Annotated in this window: 14 protein-coding genes; 10 read left to right on the top strand and 4 right to left on the bottom strand. The window is 70.5% G+C overall.

Going from position 1 to position 18,922, the window contains the following annotated elements; genetic code table 11:
* Window positions 1-122: 122 nt before the first annotated feature.
* Complete coding sequence (locus ACPYOG_RS13860; protein WP_481294776.1) at window positions 123-2,828, bottom strand: CBM35 domain-containing protein; 2,706 nt, start codon at window positions 2,826-2,828, stop codon at window positions 123-125.
* Window positions 2,829-3,090: 262 nt separating this feature from the next.
* On the opposite strand from ACPYOG_RS13860, the gene ACPYOG_RS13855 reads away from it, so the two are divergent.
* The 7 genes from ACPYOG_RS13855 to ACPYOG_RS13825 all read left to right on the top strand — a co-directional run bounded on the left by ACPYOG_RS13855 (window position 3,091) and on the right by ACPYOG_RS13825 (window position 12,102).
* Complete coding sequence (locus tag ACPYOG_RS13855; protein WP_481294775.1) at window positions 3,091-5,241, top strand: glycoside hydrolase family 36 protein; 2,151 nt, start codon at window positions 3,091-3,093, stop codon at window positions 5,239-5,241.
* Between the two features lie 37 nt (window positions 5,242-5,278).
* Entirely contained in the window at window positions 5,279-6,601 is a 1,323-nt protein-coding gene (locus tag ACPYOG_RS13850) for an ABC transporter substrate-binding protein (RefSeq protein WP_481294774.1), read from the top strand.
* A 70-nt stretch (window positions 6,602-6,671) separates the two neighbouring features.
* Window positions 6,672-7,613, top strand: coding sequence for a carbohydrate ABC transporter permease (locus ACPYOG_RS13845; RefSeq protein WP_481294773.1), 942 nt, complete (start codon window positions 6,672-6,674; stop codon window positions 7,611-7,613).
* Window positions 7,610-8,476 carry a carbohydrate ABC transporter permease gene (locus ACPYOG_RS13840; RefSeq protein ID WP_481294772.1) on the top strand — a complete coding sequence of 289 codons (867 nt, stop codon included), beginning with the start codon at window positions 7,610-7,612 and terminating at the stop codon, window positions 8,474-8,476. Before ACPYOG_RS13845 ends, ACPYOG_RS13840 begins: the two co-directional genes overlap by 4 nt.
* Window positions 8,477-8,576: 100 nt before the next feature.
* Entirely contained in the window at window positions 8,577-9,587 is a 1,011-nt protein-coding gene (locus ACPYOG_RS13835) for a LacI family DNA-binding transcriptional regulator (RefSeq protein ID WP_481294771.1), read from the top strand.
* A 71-nt stretch (window positions 9,588-9,658) separates the two neighbouring features.
* Complete coding sequence (locus tag ACPYOG_RS13830) at window positions 9,659-10,420, top strand: isocitrate lyase/PEP mutase family protein (RefSeq protein WP_481294770.1); 762 nt, start codon at window positions 9,659-9,661, stop codon at window positions 10,418-10,420.
* Between the two features lie 77 nt (window positions 10,421-10,497).
* A complete protein-coding gene (locus ACPYOG_RS13825; protein WP_481294769.1) occupies window positions 10,498-12,102 on the top strand; it encodes an alpha-amylase family glycosyl hydrolase in 1,605 nt (534 codons plus the stop codon).
* Between the two features lie 56 nt (window positions 12,103-12,158).
* Here ACPYOG_RS13825 and ACPYOG_RS13820 read toward each other — a convergent pair whose 3' ends face one another.
* Window positions 12,159-13,082 (bottom strand): aldose 1-epimerase family protein, encoded by a 924-nt coding sequence (locus ACPYOG_RS13820; protein WP_481294768.1) that lies wholly within the window; start codon window positions 13,080-13,082, stop codon window positions 12,159-12,161.
* A gap of 129 nt (window positions 13,083-13,211) precedes the next feature.
* A complete protein-coding gene (locus ACPYOG_RS13815) occupies window positions 13,212-14,663 on the bottom strand; it encodes a PucR family transcriptional regulator (RefSeq protein ID WP_481294767.1) in 1,452 nt (483 codons plus the stop codon).
* 92 nt (window positions 14,664-14,755) lie between these two features.
* Here ACPYOG_RS13815 and gabT point away from each other — a divergent pair, with 92 nt between their 5' ends.
* Together gabT and ACPYOG_RS13805 are read left to right on the top strand one after the other, a co-directional pair.
* Window positions 14,756-16,153 carry a 4-aminobutyrate--2-oxoglutarate transaminase gene (gene gabT / locus ACPYOG_RS13810; RefSeq protein WP_481294766.1) on the top strand — a complete coding sequence of 466 codons (1,398 nt, stop codon included), beginning with the start codon at window positions 14,756-14,758 and terminating at the stop codon, window positions 16,151-16,153.
* Window positions 16,150-17,661, top strand: coding sequence for an NAD-dependent succinate-semialdehyde dehydrogenase (locus ACPYOG_RS13805; RefSeq protein WP_481294765.1), 1,512 nt, complete (start codon window positions 16,150-16,152; stop codon window positions 17,659-17,661). The genes gabT and ACPYOG_RS13805 overlap by 4 nt, the downstream gene beginning before the upstream one ends.
* Before the next feature lie 31 nt (window positions 17,662-17,692).
* Here ACPYOG_RS13805 and ACPYOG_RS13800 read toward each other — a convergent pair whose 3' ends face one another.
* Window positions 17,693-17,950, bottom strand: a complete 258-nt coding sequence (locus ACPYOG_RS13800) for a three-helix bundle dimerization domain-containing protein (RefSeq protein WP_481294764.1) — start codon at window positions 17,948-17,950, stop codon at window positions 17,693-17,695.
* Window positions 17,951-18,009: 59 nt separating this feature from the next.
* Here ACPYOG_RS13800 and ACPYOG_RS13795 point away from each other — a divergent pair, with 59 nt between their 5' ends.
* Window positions 18,010-18,729, top strand: coding sequence for a PhzF family phenazine biosynthesis protein (locus ACPYOG_RS13795; protein ID WP_481294763.1), 720 nt, complete (start codon window positions 18,010-18,012; stop codon window positions 18,727-18,729).
* Window positions 18,730-18,922: the final 193 nt, after the last annotated feature.

The raw sequence follows: 18,922 nt of genomic DNA, 5'->3' as shown, positions 1-18,922 counted from the left end.
CCCCCCCCCCCCCCCCCCCCCCCCCCCCCCCCCCCCCCCCCCCCCCCAACAACACCCCCCCCCACCAGATTAGCGAGTGTCTCGTGGGCTCGGAGATGTGTATAAGAGACAGGGACAGACGGTTACTGCTGGCCGAGGCCGGGGTGGATGCGCGCGAGGGCCGGGGCCGCGGCCACGAACTTCGCGAGGGTGACCGTGTCGAGGTTGGGACCGTACGCGGTCGGGTTCCCGAGGGTCAGCGCGCCGCCGTCCGTGGTGAGCGACAGCGGGATCGTCTTGTCCCAGTAGCTGTTCCACGAGTAGTTGTGACGGAACGCCGCCCGCGCTGTGGCGCCTCCCGCCTCCGTCACGTCGAGGAAACGGCTGATCACCTGCGGGTTGTAGTTGATCGCAGCGGACTTGTCGGCGTTGGATGCGCCGAGCACCAGCTGGTACTCGCCGGCGGCGAAGCCGCTGGGCCGCGGGACCGTCAGGGTGTTGGCCGCGCCGTTCCCGAGGTAGCCGACGTCGCGCACGACGCCCTGGGCGTCCGCCGACCCGTTCGAGTTCGCCGGGTCCGTCTGGACGACCGCCGCGCCCGACCGGGGCAGCGCCTCCGCCTCGCTGTGGAACACGAGGGACGGATCCGCGTCGGCGGACTTGTGCGCCGCACCCCGGAGGGTCGAAACGTCCCCGACGAGGATGCTTCCGATCGCCGCCTGCACGCTGAGCTCGTTCACACCCTGCGGCAGGAACACGCGGACGGTCGCGTCGTACACGCCGGGCCCGGTGGCGGCGGGCAGCGGGATGCTGCGCCCGTTCGCGGTCAGCGCGGGCGTGCCTCCGTCGCCGGTGGTGGCGAAGTGCGTCGTCACGTCGTAGTAGCCGGTCTCCGCCGTCGTAGCGAAGAACGTGGCCCGGGCGTCGCCCGTGAGGGACGCGTACCCGCGCGCGGCCGGCTGCTGCCACGACAGGGTCGCCCCGCCTGCCAGCGTCGCATCCACCGCGGGGTACGTCGCGCGCTCGCCCGAGGTGACGTCGTACAGGTCGAAGCGGTCGAGGGTGATGTCCGCTCCGGGCAGAACCGTGGTGCCGTCCTTGCTGGCCCGCAGCGACAGCGCGTGCGTGCCGGCGGTCAGGTGGAGGGTGACGTCGGCCGTTCCGCGGTAGCCCCAGTTGAGGTCCGCCGAGTACTTCACCAACTGGTCGAAGGAGCCGTCGACGAAGAGCGCGTGCTTGCCCGGTGTGGCGTTCGACCCGCTCAGGATCGAGAGCCGGTAGTCGCCGGTGGTCGGCACCGTCACGTTCCAGGTCGCGGAGGAACCGGCGCGGTTGAACGAGCCGACATCCTTGCCTCCGGAGGCCATGAACGACCACTCCCGTGACGGATCCTGGGTGTAGACGTTCGCGTTCGCGATGGTCGCGTTCTCGGCCTCCGTGCTGTTCACCAGGTCAGCCGACACGGGCTGCGGGTCGGTGAGCTGCGGGGTGATCTGCAGCTGGTACCCGGCGTACCGGTCGCTGTTCGGCACGGTCACCGAGACGGCGCCGTTCACGATCTTCGCGGTGGTCGACAGGATCACCGGCGGCTGCAGCGACGCGCCCTCGGCTCCGTCGAGGCGGTCGGCGCGCACCTGCACATCCACCGTCTCGCCGAAGGTGGACACGTCCAGGCCCTTCACGTCGACCGCGACGTCCGAGCTGCCTCCGCCGAACAGCACCGTGGCCTTGCGGGCCTTCGTGTCGATGGCGGCGAGGCCCTGGAGGGTGTCCGGCACGTTCAGCTGCGGGGGAGTGACCTCCGCCGTCGTCGAACCCGCGAGGCTGCCGTACCAGTTGAACATCCACCAGCCGCCGTTGGCGCCGTTGTTGCGGGAGGAGTTGTCGGAGAGGTTGCCGGCGTAGTTCCAGTACGCGGTCTGCGCGTCGACCTTCTCGCTCTCGAACATGGAGATCCACTGCACCAGCTGGCCGGGGACGCCCATGTCGCGCAGCATCCCGAACTCCGTGATGTTGACGGGGATGGGCGCGATACGGAGCCGCTGGAGCAGGGCGGTGTACGCGTCGTGGTGTCCACGGAACGTGGCCAGGTTGTTCGTGCCCAGCTCGTGCCAGATGAAGATGTCGGGCAGCTCGGAGTGCGCCTTCGCGTAGCTCAGGAAGTCCGCGCTCCGATCGGCGTGCCAGGTGGAGTCGCCGGGGCCGCCGATGCGCGCGTGGCCGAGTCCGTGTTCGGCGTAGACGCCCTGGATCACCTGGTAGGCCGCCGACCAGTCCGCCAGGAACTGGTCCTTCTGCGTCGACCAGTTCGGGTACCAGTTGCCGCCGTCCGGTTCGTTGAACGGGATGAACACGTACTTCTCGGGATGCTTCGACGTCGTCGCCACCGCTTCGACCGCCTGCTTCAGGATGGGCAGGTAGTCCCAGACGCCGTCGCCGTTCGCGTCGCCCGGGCGCTTGCCGCCGTTGTACGGCCAGTCCGGGTACATGTCCTGCACGTAGACATAGAGGTCCTGGCCTCCGGCGGCGAAGAACGATGACTCGACCTGCAGCGCGTCGCCGTTGGGATGCTGTGCTCCCTGCGGCGGCTTCTGCGAGGTGTTCGTCAGGTGCGCGCCGTCGAGGACGGCCTGGGTGGGCACTCCGTCGTCGCCGAGGCCGTAGAGCGTTCCGGTGGAACCGCCGCGGAACGTGCCCGTCGTGTGCGAGAAGTCGACACCGAGGTGGTCGACGCCTGCGGCGGAAGCGGGGAGGGTGAGGCCGCCGGCCGCGAGGGCGACGCCGGCGGCGAGAGCGATGGAGGGCGGGAGGATGCTGCGCAGACGATGCCTGCGGTGTGTGCCGTTCAAGCGGGTACTCCTTCGTACGGATCGGTTGGACGGTTCCGGTTCGCGTCGGGTCCCGACCGCCGAATCGCCGGTCGGGCACATCCTGAAACCGATATCATGATAGCGATACCGGGTATGAACGCAATAGGGCGAACGGATCAATAGCGGTCTATCTGATACCGCTACCAGATTTCGCTTGCATTTAATTCTGATAGCGCTATCATAAGTCGACGCGGCCAACCGGCCGCACCGTCCGTACGAGTCCGCAATGACGAGGAGACCGATGACCGACCGCCTGAGCTGGGGCACCGGGACGCTGACCGTCGAGTTCGAGTGGTCGGCCGATTCGGCACCCCGTATCGCCGCGGTCCAGAGCGCCGGGCTCCGGCTGGAGATGCCGGCCGGGCTCCCGCTGGTCGATGTCCTCACGGTGCGGCACGGACACTCCCTCGCGAGCGACCGTCTGGTGCACACCGCGATCGGCCACGACCTCCGCTACGCGGGCCACGAGGAGACGGCGAGTGCCCGCGGGAGGGAGCTGCGCATCCACCTCGCCCATGCGGCGAGCGGCCTGAGCGTCGAACTGCGCCTGGAGCTCCCGGACGGACTCGCCGTCCTCCGCTCGACCGTCACGGTCGCCAACGGCGGCGAGGAGGCCGTGGTGCTCCGCAGCATCCCGTCGCTCGCCCTGTACCTGGGCGGGAACGGCCGCAGCGACATCCGCGAGTGGGAGGTGTACCACGCCCTGAGCGACTGGCTCGGCGAGGGCCGGTGGATGCACGAGCCGCTGGGCGGCGTCCGCTTCCCGCGCCTCGAGCAGCACCTGACCAACCACAACCCGCGCGGCGAGTTCAGCGTCATCTCCTCCGGCACCTGGTCCACCGGCAAGCACCTGCCGATCGCGGCCGTCCGGTCGCCACGGCTCGGCGCCGCCTGGGCCTGGCAGATCGAGCACAACGGCGCCTGGCGCTGGGAGATCGGGGAGGACACGGCCAGCGGCTACCTCGCCCTCTCCGGCCCCACCGACACCGACCACCAGTGGAGCGAGGAGCTCCGGCCCGGCGACACGTTCACGACGGTCCCGGCCGCCATCGCGCTGGCCGCCGACGTGACCTCCGCGATCGGTCAGCTGACCCGGTACCGGCGGGCCGCGCGCCGTCCGCATCCCGACAACGCCGCGATGCCCGTCGTCTTCAACGACTACATGAACACGCTCAACGGCGACCCCACGACCGAGAAGCTGCTGCCCTTGATCGACGCGGCAGCGGCCGTGGGCGCCGAGGTGTTCTGCATCGACGCCGGCTGGTACGACGACAGCGGCGACTGGTGGGACACGGTCGGCGAGTGGATGCCGAGCACCACCCGCTTCCCGGGCGGCCTGGCGCAGGTGATAGACCGCATCCACGACGCCGGGATGGTGCCGGGGCTCTGGCTGGAGCCCGAGGTCATCGGGGTGAAGAGCCCGATGGCGGCGCAGCTGCCCGACGAGGCGTTCCTGCAGCGGGCGGGCGAGCGGGTCGTCGAGCACCACCGCTACCACCTCGATCTGCGCCACCCCGCGGCGCGCGAGCACCTCGACGGTGTGGTCGACCGGCTGGTCACCGAGTTCGGCATCGGGTTCTTCAAGCTGGACTACAACATCAACCCGGGGCCCGGGACCGACCGCGACGCCGACAGCGTGGGCGCCGGCCTGCTCGCCCACAACCGGGCGCATCTGGAGTGGCTGGACGGCGTCCTCGACCGGCACCCGGGCCTTGTCATCGAGAACTGCGCCTCGGGCGCCATGCGCTCCGACTTCGCGATGCTGTCCCGGCTGCAGGTGCAGTCCACTTCGGACCAGCAGGACTTCCTCAAGTACCCGCCCATCGCCGCCAGCGCGCCGGCCGCGATGCTTCCCGAGCAGGCCGCGAGCTGGGCGTACCCCCAGCCCGAGATGAGCGTCGAGGAGGTCGCGTTCTGCCTGGCGACCGGGCTGCTCGGCCGCTACTACGTCTCCGGGCACCTGGCCCGGATGGATGCCGAACGTCTCGCCCTGGTATCGGAGGCCGTGGAGGCCGCCAAGGCTCTGCGCGGCGAGCTCGCCGCATCCACTCCCTTCTGGCCGCTCGGCGTCCCCACCTGGGACGGCGCCTGGACCGCGCTCGGCCTGAGGACGGAACGACCGGGGATGGACGGTGGCGCCCTCGTCACCGTCTGGAACCGCGACCCCGCAGTACCCGAGACCGTGCTGTCCCTCCCGGCCTTCGCCGGGCGGGAGCTCGCGGTCACGCCCGTCTTCCCGCGAACCCTTCCCGAGTGGCAGACCCACTGGGACGCGGGGACTGGAGAACTCCGCATCGTCGCCCGCACGGGCGTCATCGGCGCGCGAGTCCTCCGCCTGGAGGCCGCGACGAATGTCGCGTCCGCATCGCATTCCGCAACACGAACCCAGTAGCGCTACGGTCGCTACGTCACACAAGGAGAGCAGTTCGATGAAGATCGCTTGGAAAGGCGCCGCGACCATCGCGGCCATCGCGGCAGCCGCCGCGCTCGCCCTCACGGGGTGCAGTGACCCCGGTTCCGGAGGCGGAAGCGCGGGCAGCGCATCCTGGCCGGCACAGAACACGAAGCTCGACGGGGTGAACCTCACCATCTGGGCCGCACAGAACTCGAACAAGACCGCCGACAGCGTCATCTCCGGCTTCGAGAAGCTGACGGGCGCGAAGGTCAAGGTCGTCACCATCCCCGACCCGTACGAGCAGGGCGTCCAGACCAAGGTCGCGACGGGCGACAAGCCGGACCTCGCGTTCTGGCAGCCCACCGCGTCCGAGCTCACCGCTCTGAACGCCACCCAGAACCTGCAGTCGCTGGATGGCGCGCCCTGGGTCAAGAACTACACCGGCAACCTGGCCGACATGACCGGGAAGCTGGGCGACACCCGGTACGCAGCGCTCGTCACGACGCCGGCCGTCATCGGCGTGTACTACAACAAGGAAGTCTTCGCGGCGAACGGCATCACCACGACGCCGAAGAACTGGGACGAGTTCATCCAGCTCGCTCAGCAGCTGAAGGCCAAGGGCGTCGACCCGTTCTACGAGATGGGCGGCGACAAGTGGGCCACCCAGTGGTGGGTGCAGGCGCAGCTCGCCGATGCCGCCAAGGACGGTCTGTGGGACAAGGTGAACAAGAACCAGGAGAAGTTCACCGACCCGACCATCCAGGGCGCCATCGACAACTACCAGAAGCTGATCCAGCAGGGGCTGTTCAACTCGGACATCAAGACAGCCACCTTCGTCGATCAGGGCACAGCGCTCCTCGGCGGCAAGGCGGCTATGGCCATGCAGGTGAACTCCTTCTTCGGCGAACTGCAGGCCACCTCGAACACCGCTGACCTGAACAAGAAGATCGGCTTCTTCCCGATCTCCCCCAAGGGCAACGTCGGCACCTACATCCCCGATCAGTCCAACGCTCTGGTCGCCTTCAAGTCCGGCGACAGCAAGCGCGAGGCGGCCGCGCGCCAGTTCCTCTCCTACTGGCTGGGCGACGGATACAAGGACTTCGTCAAGGCGCAGTCGACGGTCTCGCTGATCAAGGGCGTCGACACGCCGTCCGATGTGCCGCAGGCGCTCAAGGATGTCGCCGCGTCCCTCGACAGCTCGGTCGGCTCGATGCAGGCCCTCGCTGTCGCGAACCCGGACCTGTACCTCAACCTCGCCGACATGATCCAGGGCACCAAGACCCCGGTCCAGGTGGCGCAGACGACGCAGGACCAGTTCGCTCAGCTGGCGAAGGCCCAAGGAGTCAAGGGCTTCTAGCCGGGACGCCGGGGCGGCTCCGAGAGCCGCCCCGGCGCACCCGCAGCGACCCCCAGAAAGGCAGCACCCCGTGACCGCACAACTCGCCCCGCCGGCCCCCACCGCCGCAGCGCAGGCGCGCCGGCGACCGCCGCGTTCCCTCGGGCGAAGACGTCAGGATCACCCCGCCTGGTTCCTCGTGCCGGCGCTCGTCGTCCTCGTCATCTTCTTCTTCGTCCCGACGATCTTCAACTTCGTCTACGCCTTCACGAACTGGTCCAGCTTCCACAGCGACATCGGCTTCGTCGGCTTCGACAACTTCGCAGCGCTCTTCACCAACGGCAGCCTGCTGAACGACCTGCGGATCACACTGGTGTACGCGGTGCTGGTGGCGATCTTCCAGAACCTGTTCGGGCTCATCCTCGCTCTCGTGCTGGAGCGGGACACCGCCGTCAACCGCTTCGCCCGGGTCGCGTTCTTCGTACCCGTCGTGATGTCGGCGCTCGCCGTCGGCTACATCTTCCAGGCGATGCTGAAGCCGGCGGGCGCGCTGAACCAGATCCTCGGCTTCCTCACCGGCCAGCATGTGACGATCGCCTGGCTCGGCAGCACGACGTGGACCATCGTCGTCGTCGCCCTCATCCACGCCTGGAAGTGGATGGGCCTCTCGATGCTGATCTACCTCGCTGGCTTGAAGACGATCAACGAGGACATCCTCGAGGCGGCCCGGCTCGACGGCTCGGGATGGTGGACCACGTTCCGCAGCATCCGCTTCCCGCTCCTTGCACCCGCTGTGACGTTCAACGTGGCAACTGCGCTGCTGGGATCGATGAACGGGTTCGACATCGTGCAGGCGACCACCGCCGGGGGACCGGGCGGGACCACGGAGCTGCTCAACATCTTCATCTTCCGGACGTTCGGGCAGGGCCTGTTCGCCCAGGCGACGACGATGAGCCTCTCCCTCTTCCTCATGGTGACGGTCCTCGCCTTCCCCGTGATCTATTTCCTGCGCAGAAGGGAGAACGTGCTGTGAGCGCGCTCGCCTCCACCTCCACTTCGGCTCGTCGCCGCCGGTCGCTGCGGCCGGCACGCCTGATCCAGCCGGCCGTCGCGATCCTGCTCGTGGTGCTGCTGCTCGGCATCCCGTTCTGGCTGGTCGTCGTGACGGCGGGGAAGGACCAGGCCGAGGCCCTGAACCCGAGCCTCGCCCTGCCGACCAGCTGGCAGCTGTTCCAGAACTTCGGCACCGTGCTCGACCAGGGCCGGATGATTCCCGCCTTCCTCGGCAGTCTGCTGATCATGGTCCCGTCGGTGTTCGGCGTGCTCCTGCTCGGCGCCATGGCGTCCTGGGTCCTGGGACGCCGCCGGAGCAAGCCGATCGCATTCGTCTACGCGCTGGGCATCAGCGGGATCGTCCTGCCGCCGGCCGTGGTCACGATCGTGTTGCTGCTGAGGCAGCTCGGGCTCGCAGGCACCGCGATCGGGATGATCGGCGTCTACATGGGCATGTACATGTCGACGGTGATCTTCTTCGTGACCGGATTCGTCCGCACGATCCCGGTCGAACTGGAGGAGGCGGCCCGGGTCGACGGCGCAGGCCCGGTGAAGGTGTTCTTCCGGATCATCCTGCCGCTGCTCGCGCCCACGCTCGCGACGGCCACCATCCTGATCTGCCTCTACATCTGGAACGACGTGTTCTACGCGCTGTTCGTGATCGGCGGCCGGCTGGACACGCTGCCGCTGAACCTCTACCAGGTCGCGAGCTCCGGGCTGTACCTACAGAACTGGCACCTGATCTTCGCCTACATCATCCTGATGAGCCTGCCGCTGCTCATCACCTTCACGGTGATGCAGCGGCGGATCATCGCCGGCGTCACCAGCGGAGCGGTGAAGTGATCCGTGGTGCGGGTACGGCCGCCGGTCCGGGGGCCGGTCCGGCCGCTGGTCCGGCCGCCGGTCCCCTGACCGCGACGGGCGCGTCGCTATGCTGAGGGCGATGCCGAACAACGCGCCGAAACCACCCGTGATCAGCGACGTCGCACGCCGCGCGGGCGTCTCGGTGCCGACGGTGTCGCGCGTCCTCAACGGCGCCGCCTACGTGTCCGACGAGAAGCGGACCCGGGTGATGCAGGCCATCCAGGAGCTCGACTTCCGGCCATCCGCGGCAGCGCGCGCGCTGGTCGCCCGGCAGCCGAAGCTGATCGCGGTGATCGCCGGGAACACGTCCCGCTACGGCTACGCGGAGACCATCCGCGGCGTGGAGGAGCGGGCACGCGCAGCCGGCTACACGGTCAGCATCACGGTGGTGGAGTCGGCCGACGACGACATCGTCGAGGGAACGGTCTCCCTCGTGCTCGACCAGCCGATCGCCGGCGTCGTCGTGCTCAAGTTCGACCCGCCCGGCGTGGCGGCGCTCCACCGCATCCCGAAGTCGATCCCGACCGTGTCGATATCGGGCGTGCGTGAGAGCGGTGTGCCGCAGGCCGTCCTCGCGGAGGCGGAAGCCGCGGAGGAGGTCACCGGCTACCTTCTGGGGCTCGGCCACGCAACGGTGCATCACGTCCGTGTCCCTCCGTCGCGCAAGGAGGACGGGCGGACCACGGGCTGGAAGCGCGCGCTCACCAAGCACGGCGCGCCCGTCCCCGCGCCGGTCGACGCGACATGGGAGCCGGAATCCGGCCGCGAGATCGGCCGCGCGCTCGCTGACGACCCCACCGTCACCGCGGTGTTCTGCGGGAACGACGAGATCGCGATGGGCGTCATCCGCGGGCTGGTCGAAAAGGGCAAGCGGGTGCCGGACGACGTCAGCGTGGTCGGCTTCGACGACCATCCCCTCGCCCGGATGTGGAGCCCGCCACTCACCACGGTCGACCAGGACTTCGTCGGCCTGGGGTCGCGCGCCTACGACCTGCTCGAGGCCGTGATGGCGGGAGGGAAGGTGCGCAGGTTCTCGTCCGAGCGCCCGACGGTCATCATCCGCGAGAGCACGGCGCCGCCGCCCGCGTGAGGCTCCGCTGTCCGGGAGGGGTGCCGTTGCCGGGGGCCGGGCGCTAACCTCCCCTCAAGGGAGGGAGCACTATGTCGTTCCACGACTTGCATTTCGGAGCTGAGCCGCTGCTCCTGCCGAACGCCTGGGATGTCGGCTCAGCCCTCGCCTTCGCCGCGGCGGGCTTTCCAGCGGTCGGCACGACCAGCTTCGGCGTGAACGCTTCAGCCGGGCGCCCGGACGCCGAGAGCGCCAGCCGGGAGGCCACGGTCGCGCTGATCCGCCGGATCTCGGCCCTGCCGGTGTACATCACCGCCGACATCGAGGACGGGTACAGTGACGACCCCTCCGAGGTCGCCGACCTGGTCGCCGGGCTCGGCGCGGCCGGGGTCAACCTCGAGGACTCCGCCGGCGGCCGGCTGGTCGATCCGTCGATTCCAGCGGCGAAGATCGCCGCGATCAAGCGGGCGGCCCCGGAGGTGTTCGTCAACGCCCGCGTGGACTCGTACTGGTTCCACGAGGACGACACGGTCGAGGCCGTCCGCGACCGAGCGAAGGCGTACGCGGATGCGGGCGCCGACGGGATCTTCGTCCCCGGCGCAGCAGAGCCGGCGACGCTGGAGCAGCTGGCGTCCGGCATCTCGCTCCCGCTCAACGTGCTCGTCGTGCCGGGACTGACCCTCGCCGACCTGCAGCAGCTCGGTGTCCGGCGGGTGAGCACCGGCTCGCTGCCGTACCGCGTGGCGATCGACGCGGCGGTGGGCGTGGCGACTGCGGTCCGGGACGGCCGTGAGCCGCCGCCCGCGACCTCCTACGCCCGATTCCAGCAGCAGCTCCTCGACTTCAGTCAGTGAGAGGTGCAAGGGTGGCGGCGCCGCCCGCCTGAGCGGAGCCTGGACCGGCCGGATCGCCCGAGGGTATTAGTGGGAGCGTGGATACTTCGACGAACCAGGAGGGCTGGGCGAACTGGGCGGGAGACCCGGGTGAGCTCATGTACGGGCTCGACCTCTCCCGTTTCGCGGACGGCGACGGGGACGGCTTCGGCGACTTCGCCGGGGCCATGCGGCACCTCGATCACGTCGCCTCGCTCGGTGTGACGTGGATCTGGCTGCTGCCGTTCTATCCGAGCGCCCGGAGGGACAACGGGTACGACGTCGACGACCACCTCGCCATCGACCCGCGCTTCGGAGACGTGGATGGGCTGCGCGCCCTCCTCGACCGGGCGCACGAGCTCGGGATGCGCGTCCTGATCGACGCCGTCCTGCACCACACCTCCGATCGGCATGAGTGGTTCCTGGCCGCGCGAGAGGACTCCCGCGGGCAGGCGGGCCGGTTCTTCGTGTGGAGCGACGACGACTCGATCGAGCCGGGCGACCATCCCATGTTCCCCGGCGAGGACGACGGCGTGTGGCAGTACGACGAGCGGGCGGGCCGCTACTACCACCACCAGTTCTATGCGTTCCAGCCGGACCTCAACGCAACCGATCCGGATGTCTTCGACGAGATCGTGCGCGTGCTCACCTTCTGGCTGGAGGTCGGTGTCGACGGCTTCCGCATCGACGCAGCGCTCCTCCTGGTGCAGGGGAAGGGCCGGCCGGACACGGATGTGGAGGACGGCGAGTTCTTCGACCGGCTTCGGGCACGGCTCCGCGAGGTGCGGCAGGACGTCGCGCTCATCGCCGAGGCGGACGAGTCGCCGGAGCTGATGGCCTCCCTCGTCGAGCGGGGCCGCTTCGAAGCGGTCATCGACTTCACGCTCAACAACGCGGTGATCCTCGCGCTCACCCGCAGTGAGGCCCGGCCGATCGTGGATGCGCTGCGCCGCCTCGACGACACCATCCCTCCGGATTCCCGGCTCAACTTCCTCCACAACGCGGACGAGATCGACTTGCAGCAGCTGAGCGACGACGAGCGGCGGGAGGCGTTCGACGAGTTCGCGCCGGAGCCGGACATGCTGATCTACGGCCGCGGCATCCGCCGGGCCTGGGCGCCCATGATGCAGCCGGACCAGCGTCTCCGCATGACGATGAGCCTGCTCTACGCCCTGCCCGGTGTGCCGCTGCTCCTGGCCGGCCAGGAGGTGGGCCAGGGCGACGATCTCAGCGTCGAGGGGCGCGGTGCCGCGCGGACGACGATGCAGTGGGACGACTCCCGGTGGGGCGGCTTCACGACGGCCGACTCATCCCCTCGCACGCTGCCCGCGCAGACCGACGGACCATACGGCTACCGGACGGTGAACGTGCAGGCGCAGGAGAGCGACCCCGGGTCGTTGCTCGCGCTGATCCGCACGATCGGCCGCCTCCGCCACGAGAGGAACGCCGACGCCAACGGCTGGAAGGCGCTCGACGTCGGCCGGCCGTCGGTCCTCGCGCTGCGTCGCGACGGACTGATCACGCTCCACAACCTCTCGGACGAGACCGTCGAGCTCGAGCCGGTCGGCGGGTCGGAGATCCTGCTCGCCGAGGGATGGGACGGCCGCACCCTCGGGCCGTACGGCTTCGCGTGGCTGTCCGCCGGGCGTGACGCACATTCGTGACGAATCGTCGCTCGGCTCGCGTCTAGGTGCACATTCGTGACGAATCGCCGCTTGGGTCAGATGGCGCGGATGGTCCAGGATGCGGTGGAAGCGGCCCCGGGCTCGAGCACGATGAGGTCGGTTCCCGAGTTGTAGGCGTCCGGGGGACACGTCATCGGCTCCACGGCGAGGCCGAGCCGGTTGAGCTCCGGCAGGGCCTGGTCGGCCGTGTGGATCTGCACCCACGGGCAGTCAGCACCCCACACCATCTCGACGCCGGTGCCCTGCGGCGCCGTCAGTCGCACCGTGGTACCGCCATCGGCCGTTCGGGTGAGCCCCGTGAAAGCGTGGTCGATGAAGGTGTCTCCGATGACGCGCGGGGTGCGGAAGTCCCATGCGCCGCCGTTCTCGGTCGTGACTTCGGCGAGCCCGGTGGGGATGAGGCGGTCCTCCGTCACCGAGAGCACCTGGTCCGCGGGGAGCGTCAGCGTCCAGTCGTCCACGCGGCCGACGCCGGCGACCAGGTACGGGTGCGGACCGGTGCCCCACGGCGCCCGGGTGGTGCCCGTATTGGTGCCGGTGACGCTGGTGTGGAGGCCGTCCTCATCCAGAGAGAAGGCCACGGTCACCTCGACGCGGTGGGGATAGCCGGCCTGCGCCTCGATGGTCGCCGCGAAGGTGACGCTGTCGGCGGCGCGGTCGACGGCCACGAAGTCCAGCCAGGCGGCGAGACCGTGGAGGGCGTGCCCTCGGCCGGGCTCCGTGAGCGGGAGCTGCTGCTCGACTCCATCGAAGGTGTACTGTCCGTCGACCACCCGGTTCGGCCAGGGCGCGAGGGTGGCTCCGCGGAACGCGGGCCGCACCTCGTCGGCGCCGAACGGGACGACGAGGTCCCGCCCGTCGAACTGAAGGGTCCGCAGTGTCGCGCCCACGGACGCGATCGTCGCGTGGTAGTCGCCCGCGGTGAGACCGTAGTGGGTTCCGGAGATGGGTATGCTCATCCGCCCATTCTCGCGCACCCGGTCCCTCCCCCCACCATCGAGTCCACGAAGACTGCACGTTTTCGAGCGTCTGAGCGTGCAATCTGTGCGTACTCGATGGTGGGGCGGGAGGAGGTCGAGGAGGCGGGGTCAGGCGGTGGCGCGGAGGGCGGCGTAGAGGTCGGCCCGGGCGGCGAACGTCGACAGGTCGCGGCCGAGCAGGCGCTCGGCGTCGGCCACGCGGGCGCGGAGGGTGTGCCGGTGGACGCCCAGCCGGCGGGCGGCGATGTCGTAGACGCCGTCCGCATCCAGCCAGGTCCGCAGCACCCCGGGCAGCGACGGGTCGGCGGCGACCAGAGGATGGAGGGTGGTCTCGGCGACGGCGCGCGCGTCCGGGGTGTGCAGGAGTGCCAGCATCCCGGCCGCGGCGACATCGTCGAAGACGGCTACCGGGTCATCGGCCGACGCCCGGTTGCGGGCGGTCTGCGCCTGCCCGAGGGCGGCGGGCAGAGCCTCCAGACCGGCGGGCGCCGAGAGCCCGCCGCGGAGGTCGAAACGCGCCGCGAGGGCCGTGGCCGCCGCGTCGTCGCCGAGCACCACCAAGTCCGCTCCGTCGCGCGCGAAGAACGCGTCGGAGTGCGACTCGAGCCAGTCGAGTCCCGCCGCGACCGCTGCGCCGGAGAGGACGGCGAGCCGCAGGGGAGCGGGCGGAAGCGATCCGAGGACCGGCTCGGCGATGGAGGCGGCGACTCCGGTGTCCCCGGCGAGCAGCGCGCGCCACACCGCGGTGCGCAGCCGTTCCCGGGCAGCGTCCGCCGCGCGGGACTGCTCGAGCGCGAGGCCGGCCAGGGCGACCACGCCGGTGACCACCTGCTGGGCCGCGGCGTCCAGCCCCTCCGAGCCGACGGCGAGCACCCCTCGGAGGCGCCCGGCGGCGCCGAGGGTCTGCAGGGTGAACGGCCCGGCATCCGTGCCGACGGTGCCCGCCGCCCGGCGGCCGCTCCGCAGCAGCGGGTCCGCCGCCTCTATGAGCGCCTGGCGCGCCCGCGCACCCAGAGCTCCCGCCGGGTGGCTGCGTCCGACCGTGCCGTCGGCGCTGACGAGAGCAACGGGCCGCTCGATCTGACGCGACAGCTCGGAGAGCACGGCGCCCAGGGCGTCGGGACGAAGCGCCGCCAGCGAGATCGCGCGCGACGCACGCAGGGCCCAGGTGCTGCGGGCGTAGGCGTCGGCCGCCACCCGGTCCGCGACGAAGCGGACCACCGCGATGAACGGCGTCCGGTACGGCACCTCGAACAGCGGCAGCCGGTGCCGCGTGCACGCCTCCACCAGGGAGGCGGGCGTCCCGTCGCGGACGACCTCGGTCCCGAACCCCAGCCCGGCGATGCCGTGCTCGGCCAGGCGCCGCACATACGCCTCCGCATCCTCCGGCGGCTGCGTCACGAGGAGCACCTGACCGGGCGACAGGAAGGGCGTCGGATCGGGGAGGTCGGAGCTGTGCGCCCAGGCGAGGGGGGCATCCAGCGCCCCGGCGTCCGGGGGAGTGAGCAGGCGCAGGCCCAGCTCGCCGCGGGCGAGAAGCTGGGTGAGGGTCGCGGGCATGAGGCTCCATCTGCCAGGGTGTCGATCCCCGACGCTGCGATTGTACGATGTGTCCAGCACTTCGGGAGCACCGTCTTCTTACGATTCGGGACATGACCATCCTCGACACCGCACAGGAGACCGCCGGCGCCGCGCGCCCCGGCACGCCCGAGGGCGCACTCGTCGGCGGACCTTCGCTCCCGCAGGAGCGCCGGCTCGTCACCGCCATCCCCGGCCCGGAGTCGCGCAAGCGAGCCGAGCGCAAGGCCCAGGCCGTCGCAGCCGGCGTCGGCACCACCATCCCCGTCTTCACGGTGGCGGCGGGCGGCGGCGTGCTGGTGGATGTGGATGGCAACTCCCTCATCGACTTCGGGTCCGGCATCGCGGTCACCGGCGTCGGGAACTCCGCCCCGCGCGTGGTGGAGGCCGTGACCGCGCAGGTCGCCGCCTTCACGCACACCTGCTTCACGGTCGCGCCGTACGACTCCTATGTCGACGTGGCCGAGGCGCTCAACCGGCTCACCCCCGGCGACTTCGCCAAGCGCAGCGCCCTGTTCAACTCGGGCGCCGAGGCGGTCGAGAACGCCGTGAAGATCGCCCGCCACTACACCGGCAAGCAGGCGGTCGTCGCGTTCGACCATGCCTACCACGGCCGCACCAACCTCACGATGGGGCTCACGGCCAAGAACCAGCCGTACAAGAACGGCTTCGGCCCGTTCGCGCCGGAGATCTACCGCGCGCCGCTCAGCTACCCGCTTCGAGACGGCGGGCTCTCCGGCGCGGAGGCTGCCGCGCTCGCGATCACCATGATCGAGAAGCAGGTCGGCGCGGACAACCTCGCCGCCCTCATCATCGAGCCGATCCAGGGCGAGGGCGGGTTCATCGTCCCCGCCGACGGCTTCCTGCCGGCGCTGCAGGACTGGGCGCGCGCCAACGGCGTCGTCTTCATCGCCGACGAGGTGCAGACCGGCTTCGCCCGCACCGGCGCAATGTTCGCCTCGGAGCACTTCGGCATCGTGCCCGACCTCATCGTCACGGCGAAGGGGATCGCCGGCGGACTGCCGCTGTCGGCGGTGACCGGACGCGCCGAGATCATGGACGCTCCTCAGGTCGGCGGCCTCGGCGGCACGTACGGCGGCAACCCGCTCGCGTGCGTGGCCGCGCTGGCCGCCATCGAGACGTACGAGCAGGAGGACCTCGCCGCACGCGCCCGCCGGATCGGCGACATCCTGTTCGAGAAGCTGGGTGCGCTCCGGGATGCGGACCCGCGCGTCGCGGAGGTGCGCGGCCGCGGCGCCATGGTCGCGATCGAGCTGGTAGACCCGGCCACCGGGAACCCGGACGCCGCTCTCACCGCCCGGGTCGCCGCCGCCGCCCACGCTGCCGGCGTCGTGCTCCTCACCTGCGGCACGTACGGGAACGTGATCCGCTTCCTGCCGCCGCTGAGCATCCCCGACCACCTCCTCATCGAGGGGCTGGACGTCGTCGCGGAGGCGGTGGCGGGCGCATGACCATCGTCGAGAACCCGAGCGGAGTCGCCGCCGACGCCGCCTCTGCCGTCCCGTCGGCCCGCGAGGCCGACCTGCTCGCCCGCGTCCCGGACGGGCTGTTCATCGGCGGGCGCTGGGAGCCGGGTACCCGCGACCTGATCGAAGTGCAGGACCCCGCGACCGGCCGCGTCCTCAAGCGGATCGCGAACGCGACGCCGGAGGACGGGATGCGGGCCCTCGACGCCGCCGTCGCGGCGGCCGACGAGTGGGCCGCCACCGCGCCCCGCGTCCGTGCGGAGATCCTGCGCCGCGCCTTCGACCTGCTCCAGGAGCGCCGCGACGACTTCGCGCTGCTGATGACGCTCGAGATGGGCAAGCCGCTCGCCGAGGCGAACGGCGAGGTCACGTACGGCGGCGAGTTCCTGCGGTGGTTCTCGGAGGAGGCTGTCCGCATCTCGGGCCGTTTCGGCCAGAATCCGGAGGGCACCGGCACGATGGTCGTCTCGCAGCGTCCGGTCGGGCCGTGCTTCCTGATCACCCCGTGGAACTTCCCGCTCGCGATGGCGACCCGCAAGATCGCACCGGCGCTCGCCGCCGGCTGCACGGTCGTCGTCAAGCCGGCCGAGCTGACCCCGTTGACGACCCTGTTCTTCGCTCAGCTGCTCACGGACGCCGGCGTCCCCGCCGGCGTGGTCAACGTCATCCCGACCAGCACGGCCCGCACCGTCTCCGAGCCGATCATCGCCGACTCGCGCCTGCGCAAGCTGTCGTTCACGGGCTCCACCCCGGTCGGCCGGTCGCTGCTGGCGCAGGCCGGCCAGAACGTGCTCCGCACCTCCATGGAGCTCGGCGGCAATGCGCCCTTCGTCGTGTTCGGCGACGCCGACCTCGATGCGGCCGTGAACGGCGCGATGCTCGCGAAGTTCCGCAACATCGGGCAGGCGTGCACCGCCGCCAACCGGTTCATCGTGCACGAGTCGGTCGCGGACGAGTTCGCCCGCCGCATCACGGAGAAGGTGCAGGCGCTTGTGATGGGGCGCGGCACCGAGGAGGGCGTCACCATCGGGCCCCTCATCGACGACCGCGCGGTCGCCTCGATGTCTGCTCTGCTCCGGGATGCGGTGTCCCGCGGCGCTCGCATCCTCACCGGCGGCACCGCGCCGGACGGCGACGGGAACTTCTTCGAGCCGACCGTGCTGGTGGATGTGCAGCCCGGCAGCGACATCCTGGCCGAGGAGATCTTCGGGCCGATCCTGGCGATGACCACGTTCTCCACTGAGGAGGAGGCCATCGCCGCCGCCAACGCGACCGAGTACGGCCTCGTCGGCTATGTCTTCACCCAGGACCTGTCGCGCGGCCAGCGGATGATCGACCGCATCGACACGGGCATGATGGGCCTCAACACCGGGCTCGTCTCCAACGCGGCAGCCCCGTTCGGCGGCGTGAAGCAGTCGGGCCTCGGGCGCGAAGGCGGTCTCGAGGGCATCCACGAGTACCTGAGCACGAAGTACACGCTGATTCCGGCGTGACCGGGATGCGGCGGGAGCGCGCCGGTGCCCGTCAGACGGCGCGTTCCTCCTGCTGTCCGGTCCGGCGCGCGTCTCGGCGCGGTGCGTTCAGCTCCTGCTTCACATCGTGCTCGATGAGCACGGGCACGAAGTCGCGCACGGGAGCGCCGTCGAACTCTTCGCGGTGCTTCTCGACCAGCTCGTCGATGCGTTCCCGGGGGACGTCCGGGTAACGGTCTGCGAGTCGCTCGGCGGCGTGCTCGAGGGCGATGTCCTCGTCGGCGGCGTTCTGGCGGTCGTCGGTCGTCATGGCGCGATTATGCACCTCGGTGGTTAACGTGGGAAAGGCTGTCTGGCAGTGTGGTGGCCATGGATCAGACCAGCGAAAGCAGCGAAAGCGGCGACACCATCGAGGTCGTCGTCGTCCGCGTGTTCACCAACGAGAGCGGTCGGAACGGCAACGAGCTCGGCATCGTGCGCAGCACGCCGGCGACGAGCGCGCGGGAGCAGGAGATCGCGACCGCACTCGGCTTCAGCGAGACCGTGTTCCTGGATGCGGTGCATCAGGCCGAGCGCGCCGCGCGCATCCGCATCTTCACGCCGGCGAAAGAGTTGCCGTTCGCCGGCCATCCCAGTGTCGGGACGGCCTGGTGGCTGGCCGACCGCCGCACCCCCGTGGAGGTGCTGCGCGAGGCGGCCGGCGACGTCGAGGTGGCGGTCGACGACGACACCGCGTGGATCACGGCGCGGCCCGAATGGACGCCCTCGTTCGACTGGCTGCCACTGGCCTCGCCGGCTGACGTCGAGGCACTGGATCCGTTCGCCTTCCCGACGGGCCAGCACTACGCGTACGCGTGGATCGACGAGGACGCCGGGCGCCTCCGCGCGCGCATGTTCGCCCCCGAGATGGGCATCGTGGAGGACGAGGCGACGGGAGCCGCCGCCATCGGCCTGACGGCCCGGCTCGGACGGCCGCTGCGCATCCTGCAGGGCGAGGGGTCCGAGCTGGTGACGGAGCTGCTCGCCGACGGCCGTATCCGCGTCGGTGGCACGACGGTCTACGACCGCACGATCGAGGCGACCCTGTAGGCGGCTGGCCGGGTGCCCGGCTGCCCGACTGGACGACGGCCGACCGGCCGACTGGCCGACTTGCGTGCGCCACCCGCCTCGACGGAAACGGAGGAGAGTGGCGCGCGACACGCCGTGGGATGCGGGAAAGGGAGGTGTCCGCGGCCGATTGAGCCGCTGTCTCTTATACACATCTGACGCTGCCGACGACGGA

The sequence above is a fragment of the Leifsonia sp. HAY1-4F genome (assembly GCF_056755275.1).
This window is presented reverse-complemented; position numbering and strand designations above follow the sequence as displayed.

What these genes read in the sequence shown, in the direction of transcription:
- ACPYOG_RS13855 (WP_481294775.1), top strand. Translation starts at nt 3,091, where the DNA reads ATGACCGACCGCCTGAGCTGGGGCACCGGGACGCTGACCGTCGAGTTC.
- ACPYOG_RS13850 (WP_481294774.1), top strand. Translation starts at nt 5,279, where the DNA reads ATGAAGATCGCTTGGAAAGGCGCCGCGACCATCGCGGCCATCGCGGCA.
- ACPYOG_RS13835 (WP_481294771.1), top strand. Translation starts at nt 8,577, where the DNA reads ATGCCGAACAACGCGCCGAAACCACCCGTGATCAGCGACGTCGCACGC.
- ACPYOG_RS13830 (WP_481294770.1), top strand. Translation starts at nt 9,659, where the DNA reads ATGTCGTTCCACGACTTGCATTTCGGAGCTGAGCCGCTGCTCCTGCCG.
- ACPYOG_RS13820 (WP_481294768.1), bottom strand. Translation starts at nt 13,082, where the DNA reads ATGAGCATACCCATCTCCGGAACCCACTACGGTCTCACCGCGGGCGAC.
- ACPYOG_RS13815 (WP_481294767.1), bottom strand. Translation starts at nt 14,663, where the DNA reads ATGCCCGCGACCCTCACCCAGCTTCTCGCCCGCGGCGAGCTGGGCCTG.
- gabT (WP_481294766.1), top strand. Translation starts at nt 14,756, where the DNA reads ATGACCATCCTCGACACCGCACAGGAGACCGCCGGCGCCGCGCGCCCC.
- ACPYOG_RS13805 (WP_481294765.1), top strand. Translation starts at nt 16,150, where the DNA reads ATGACCATCGTCGAGAACCCGAGCGGAGTCGCCGCCGACGCCGCCTCT.
- ACPYOG_RS13800 (WP_481294764.1), bottom strand. Translation starts at nt 17,950, where the DNA reads ATGACGACCGACGACCGCCAGAACGCCGCCGACGAGGACATCGCCCTC.
- ACPYOG_RS13795 (WP_481294763.1), top strand. Translation starts at nt 18,010, where the DNA reads ATGGATCAGACCAGCGAAAGCAGCGAAAGCGGCGACACCATCGAGGTC.